Genomic DNA, 5,371 nt, shown 5'->3' with positions numbered 1-5,371 from the left:
GGCCGCCTCCGACGGCGCGCCCGCCGCGCGGGCGGGGCGGTCCGGTCACTCGGCAGCCGCCTCCCGCGCCGCCGAGGACCCGAGCCTGACCGGCTCCGCCAAGCTCTACCGCTCGGCCGGCGACAACATCCACTTCGCGTTCAACGCCCGCTTCGGCAAGCACGAGAGCCCGCTCGACGCGCACGGCACCTTCCGCTTCAGCCATGTCTTCCCCAACGGGACGGGCGCCTTCGCCGAGGGGCGGATCGACTGCCTGATCACCGGCGGCAAGGTCGCGACCGCCTCCGGCATCGTCACCAGGACGGACAAACCGGGCCTGAAGGGCAAGCGGGTCGGCTTCAGCGTCCGCGACGACGGCCGGCACGACCGGCTCGGCTACAGCTGGGTGGGCACCAACGATCCGGCGGCGACCAAGGATCTGCCCAAGTGCGTGGCGTCGGCGCCCTTCGAGACCCTGGAGAGCGGTGACTTCACGGTCGTGCCGTGGCAGGTGAAGCACTGACGTACTCCGGGCCGACCGACTCCGCGACCGTCTGCCGTACGAGCCCGCGCAGCCAGCGGTGTCCCGCGTCGGCCTCCTGACGGGGGTGCCAGGCCATGGCCATGCTCATCGGCGGCAGGTCCAACGGCATCGGCAGGGTGCGCAGCCCCAGCGCGCGGACCGCCGATGCCGCGATCCGCTCGGTGGCCAGGCCGACCGCGTCGCTGTCGCGGACCATCATCAGGGCGGCGGCGAAGGTCGGGACGGTGGCGATCACCTTGCGGCGCAGCCCGCGTGTGGCGAGCGCCGTGTCGATGGGGCCGGTCAGCCGGCCGCGGCGGGAGAAGTTGATGTGCGGGGCGTCGGCGAAGCGGCGCGCGGTGAGCGTCACGGTGGTGAGCGGATGGCCCTCGCGCACCACCACGATGCCGCGGTCGGCGAACAGCTCCTCGGTACGGATCTCCGGTTCGCGGCTGTCGATGACGCCCAGCTCCAGATCCGCGGCGCCGTCGCGCAGCAGCGGGAGATCGATATGGCTCTCGCCGAGGAAGCGCAGTACGACCCCGGGCGCCTCCTGGGCGACGCGGGCGACCAGCTGCGGGCCGACGGCGGTGACGAAGAGATCGTTGGCGTTGATGGTGAAGACCCGGGCCAGCTCGGCCGGGTCGGCGGGCGCGGACGGGGCCAGCACGCCGTGTGCGGCCTCCACCAGGCGGCGCACCTCGGCCCTGATCTCCAGCGCGCGCGGTGTCGGCACCATATGGCGGCCGGCGCGGACGAGGACCGGGTCGCCGATGGTGCGGCGGATCCGGCCGAGCGCGCGGCTCATGGCCGGTCCGGAGAGGCCGAGCCGGTCGGCGGCCGCGGTGACGCTCTCCTCTTCGAGCAGGGCGTCCAGCGCCGTCAGCAGGTTGAGGTCGATGTTTGCGTTTCGCGCAATCATGGAGTGCATACCTTGCAGTTGAGGTCAACTCACCAGGACTCTAGCGTCCCTGTCATGACCTCGACCGCTTCTCCTCCCGATTCCTCTCCCACGACCGCCGCCACGCCCGCTGCGCGGCGGCGCTCGGTGACGGCCGCGATGTGCGCCTGTGTGCTGGTCGCGCAGTCGCTGGTGGCCGCGATGAATCTGGCGATACCCAAGATCGCCGCGAGTGGTCTGCACCCCTCCCCCGCCCAGCTGCTGTGGATCGTCGACACCTATGTGCTGGTCTTCGCGGGGCTGCTGATCCCGGCCGGTGCGCTCGGCGACCGTCCCCCACGCCTGAAACGGCGCGGGGGGACCCCCATGGCCGCAAGGGCGTGCTGCTGACCGGGCTCGGAGTGTTCGCCGCGGGTGCGCTGCTGAGCGCGCTGGCGAACGGTCTGCCGGTGCTGCTGGCGGGCCGCGCCGTCTCGGGCGCGGGCGCCGCGCTGCTCGTCCCGGCGACCATGTCCGTACTGCTGCACGCGGCCCCGCCCGACCGGAAGGCCGGGGCTGTCGCCGCCTGGAGCGCGGCGGTCGGCATCGGCGGGATGGTGGGCAACGCGGGCGGCGCGCTGATCCTCCAGTACCTGCCCTGGCAGGGGCTGTTCTGGGCGTACGTGCCGGTGGCCCTGGCCCTGCCGGCCTGGGTCGCGAAGTCCGCGCCCCGCGTCCCGCGGCAGACCGCGGCGCTCGACCTGCCGGGCTCGGCGCTGCTGGTCCTCGGGGCGGCGGCGCCGCTCTTCGGCATCATCGAGGGCCCGGGCCTTGGCTGGACCTCGGCCCCGGTGACCGGCGCCTTCGCCCTGGCGCTGGTGCTGTTCGCGGTGTTCGTACGGCACGGACTGCGCGCCGCGCACCCGGTGCTGGACCCCCGGCTGTTCCGGCTGCCACGGCTGCGGGCCGGCAGCATCGGTATCGCCGTCACCTTCTTCGGGATGTTTGCGCTGTTCTATGTCAATGCGCAGTTCCTGCAGTACGTGAAGGGCTACTCACCGCTCCAGACGGGCTGCGCGATCGTGCCGCTGGCCTTCGGGATGATGGCGGTGACGAAGTACGGCATGCGCTGGGCGGCGCGGGCCGGCGAGGCGAGGACGGTCGGCGTGGGCCTGGCGCTGATCGCGGCCGGGCTGCTGCCGCTCTCCACCGCCGACGTCGGTACGCCGTACCTCCTCTACCTGGCGTTTCTCCTGGCGATGTCGGCCGGTGCGGGCCTGGCGATGCCGACGCTGTCGCATGCGATCGTGGCGTCGTCCCCCACGCCTTAAGGGCGCGGGGGGACCCCCATCGCCCCGGCGCTCGGGGATGGGCTCCGGACTCCAGGGCGCGGCAAGGGAGTTGGGGGCGGCACTGGGTATCGCCGTGGTGGGCACCGTCCTGTCGGTGCGCTTCGCCTCGGGCACCGGGCGCGGCACCGCGGTGGCCACCGCGTTCACCGATGCCACGGCGCTGGGCTACCGCATCGCGGCGGGCGTGGTGCTGGTCGTGGGCGCCGCCGTGGTGGCCGGCCTGCGCACCGGCGCACGGGCCGATCACAGCCGGGCTTGACCTGAAGCGCGACCAACGCCGTCATCGAGATCGACGGCGACCGGGCCACCGCGCGAGGCGCCCGGCTGAGCACTCAGCTCGGCGCCCCCGAGCCGTACCGCCGCAGCAGCGGCGAGAGCACCAGCACGGACTTCGTCCGTTCCACGAACGGCTCGCCCGCGATCCGTTCCAGCACCCGCTCGAAGTGCCGCATATCGGCGGCGAAGACCTGGACGATGGCGTCCGCCTCACCGGTGACGGTGGAGGCGGACGCCACTTCCGGGTAGCGCGACAGGCCGCGGTGGATCGCCTCGGGCGAGGTGTTGCGGCGGCAGTAGATCTCGATGAAGCCCTCGGTCTCCCAGCCGAGCGCGGCCGGGTCGACCCGTACGGTGAAGCCGGTGATGGCGCCGTCGGCCCGCAGCCGGTCCACCCGGCGTTTGACGGCCGGCGCCGAGAGCCCGACCTCCTGGCCGATGTCGGCATAGCTGCGGCGGGCGTCCTCGGCGAGGGCGTGGACGATGCGTTCGTCGAGATCGTTCAGTCGCACTGCGGGTGGATCACTTCTCTGCTGTGGCCAATCGGGAGCGGCGCATGCCGTATCCGAAGTAGACCACAAGGCCCACAGCCATCCAGGCTCCGAAGACCACCCAGGTCACGGTGCCGAGGCTGCCCATCATGTAGACGCACAGCACAAAGCCGATCGCCGGGAACAGCGGGGAGAGCGGCGTACGGAAGGTCCGCTTCATCTCCGGCCGGGTGCGGCGCAGCACGATCACCGCCACATTGACCAGCGCGAAGGCGAACAGCGTGCCGATGCTGGTGGCGTCGGCCAGCTCGCCCAGCGGCACCGCGGCGGCGAGCACACCGCAGAACAGCGAGACGATCACGGTGTTGGCGCGCGGCGCACCGCTCTTGGGGTGCACCTTGGAGAACACCTTCGGCACCAGGCCGTCCCGGGACATCGCGAAGAGGATCCGGGTCTGGCCGTAGAGCACGGTCAGCACGACGCTGGCGATGGCGATGACGGCGCCGAAGGCGAGCAGCACGGCCCACCAGCTCTGACCGGTGACCGCCTTCATGATCCCGGCCAGCGCGGCCTCCGAGCCCTCGAACTTCTGCCAGGGCATCGCCCCGACGGCGATGGCCGCGACCAGGCAGTACAGGGCGGTGACGATCACCAGCGAGAGCATGATCGCGCGCGGCAGATCGCGCTGCGGGTTCTTGGCCTCCTCGCCGGCCGTGGAGGCGGCGTCGAAGCCGATGTACGAGAAGAACAGGGTCGCGCCCGCTGCGCTGACGCCCGCCATGCCCATCGGCATGAAGTTGGCGTAGTTGCCGGACCGCACGCCCTGCAGGGCGACACCGCAGAACAGCAGCAGCGCGACGATCTTGACGGCCACCATGATCGTGTTGGCCCGGGCGCTCTCCTTGGCCCCGCCCAGCAGGAACGCCATCGCGAGCATCACCACCAGCAGCGCCGGCAGATTGAAGTAGCCGCCGTCGCCGGGCGGCGCGGACAGCGCGTCGGGGATGGTGAAGCCGAGTGTGCCGTCGAGCAGCTCGTTCAGATACTGGCCCCAGCCGACCGCGACGGCCGCGACCGAGACGCCGTACTCCAGGATCAGACACCAGCCGCAGACCCAGGCGACCAGCTCGCCGAGGGTGGCGTAGGCGTAGGAGTACGACGATCCGGAGACCGGGATGGTGCCGGCCAGCTCCGCGTAGGACAGCGCGGAGAACAGGGCGGTGAGACCAGCGATCACGAAGGCGAGGATGACCGCGGGCCCGGCGGCCGGGACGGCCTTGCCGAGGACCACGAAGATGCCGGTGCCGAGGGTGGCACCGATGCTGATCATGGTCAGCTGCCATACACCCATCGAGCGGCGGAGCGTTCCGCCCTCCCCCTTGCCGCCCTCGGCGACCAGCCGCTCGACCGGCTTGCGCCGCATCAGCCGGGTGCCGAGGCCGCCGGAGGGCGGTCGGGGGTCGCTGTCCCCTACGGGCGGGGCTGCGCCGTGCTCCAACACTGGGGTGGCTCCTTTATCGCTGCCGGTTCATCGCTGCCGGTGACTGCGGATACGGATGACGGCGACCGACAGCGGCCCGTTCACGGGCATGACAAAGCAAGCCGCAGCAGGAGACCGCCGAGCAGGCGGTCTCCGCCACTCCACGTACAGCGCATGACCTTACGGCCCGCCGCTGACCTGCCGTAATGCGGGTTCCTTGCGCAACCACGGATGATCGTTGCGCACCGGTGCGACGGACGGTGGTTCGTTGCGCACAAGCGTCGGATCATGAAGTTCGCGGCGGAGCGTCCAAGGGGTGGACACCGCGGGGCCCGCATACGCGACCGGCCCCGCACCGATGCGGTGCGGGGCCGGTGAGCGGCGGATCCG

General features: G+C 71.8%; 7 protein-coding genes and 1 pseudogene. 4 read left to right on the top strand and 4 right to left on the bottom strand.

All coding sequences use genetic code 11. From position 1 onward, the window contains the following. Positions 1-502 (top strand): annotated as a pseudogene (locus DY245_RS44950) (hypothetical protein); the annotation flags it as partial. Here the strand turns inward: DY245_RS44950 and DY245_RS34725 are convergent. Continuing rightward, the gene (locus DY245_RS34725) at positions 471-1,424 is read right to left on the bottom strand and encodes a LysR family transcriptional regulator (protein ID WP_244943459.1); all 954 of its coding nucleotides are present in this window, start codon (positions 1,422-1,424) and stop codon (positions 471-473) included. The pseudogene DY245_RS44950 and the gene DY245_RS34725 sit on opposite strands and share 32 nt — an antisense overlap. A 54-nt stretch (positions 1,425-1,478) precedes the next feature. Between DY245_RS34725 and DY245_RS47195 the strand changes: the two genes are divergently transcribed. The 3 genes from DY245_RS47195 to DY245_RS47185 are packed head-to-tail and all read left to right on the top strand — an operon-like array spanning position 1,479 to position 2,993. Further along, complete coding sequence (locus tag DY245_RS47195) at positions 1,479-1,793, top strand: hypothetical protein (RefSeq protein ID WP_244943458.1); 315 nt, start codon at positions 1,479-1,481, stop codon at positions 1,791-1,793. Next, positions 1,784-2,713 (top strand): MFS transporter, encoded by a 930-nt coding sequence (locus DY245_RS47190; protein WP_244943457.1) that lies wholly within the window; start codon positions 1,784-1,786, stop codon positions 2,711-2,713. The genes DY245_RS47195 and DY245_RS47190 overlap by 10 nt, the downstream gene beginning before the upstream one ends. 37 nt (positions 2,714-2,750) lie before the next feature. Continuing rightward, entirely contained in the window at positions 2,751-2,993 is a 243-nt protein-coding gene (locus tag DY245_RS47185) for a hypothetical protein (RefSeq protein WP_244943456.1), read from the top strand. 73 nt (positions 2,994-3,066) lie between these two features. Here DY245_RS47185 and DY245_RS34715 read toward each other — a convergent pair whose 3' ends face one another. The 3 genes from DY245_RS34715 to DY245_RS45505 all read right to left on the bottom strand — a co-directional run. After that, positions 3,067-3,522 (bottom strand): Lrp/AsnC family transcriptional regulator, encoded by a 456-nt coding sequence (locus tag DY245_RS34715; RefSeq protein WP_128511086.1) that lies wholly within the window; start codon positions 3,520-3,522, stop codon positions 3,067-3,069. A 10-nt stretch (positions 3,523-3,532) separates the two neighbouring features. Beyond that, complete coding sequence (locus DY245_RS34710) at positions 3,533-5,002, bottom strand: amino acid permease (RefSeq protein ID WP_128511085.1); 1,470 nt, start codon at positions 5,000-5,002, stop codon at positions 3,533-3,535. A gap of 159 nt (positions 5,003-5,161) precedes the next feature. After that, the coding region (locus DY245_RS45505; RefSeq protein ID WP_220377987.1) for a hypothetical protein at positions 5,162-5,371 on the bottom strand (210 nt) is incomplete at its 5' end.

Source organism: Streptomyces inhibens (genome assembly GCF_003389455.1).
Taxonomy (GTDB): domain Bacteria; phylum Actinomycetota; class Actinomycetes; order Streptomycetales; family Streptomycetaceae; genus Streptomyces; species Streptomyces inhibens.
The sequence above is the reverse complement of the archived record's forward strand: the minus strand, read 5'-3'. Positions and strand labels throughout refer to the sequence as shown.

What these genes read in the sequence shown, in the direction of transcription:
- DY245_RS34725 (WP_244943459.1), bottom strand. Translation starts at nt 1,424, where the DNA reads ATGATTGCGCGAAACGCAAACATCGACCTCAACCTGCTGACGGCGCTG.
- DY245_RS47195 (WP_244943458.1), top strand. Translation starts at nt 1,479, where the DNA reads ATGACCTCGACCGCTTCTCCTCCCGATTCCTCTCCCACGACCGCCGCC.
- DY245_RS47185 (WP_244943456.1), top strand. Translation starts at nt 2,751, where the DNA reads ATGGGCTCCGGACTCCAGGGCGCGGCAAGGGAGTTGGGGGCGGCACTG.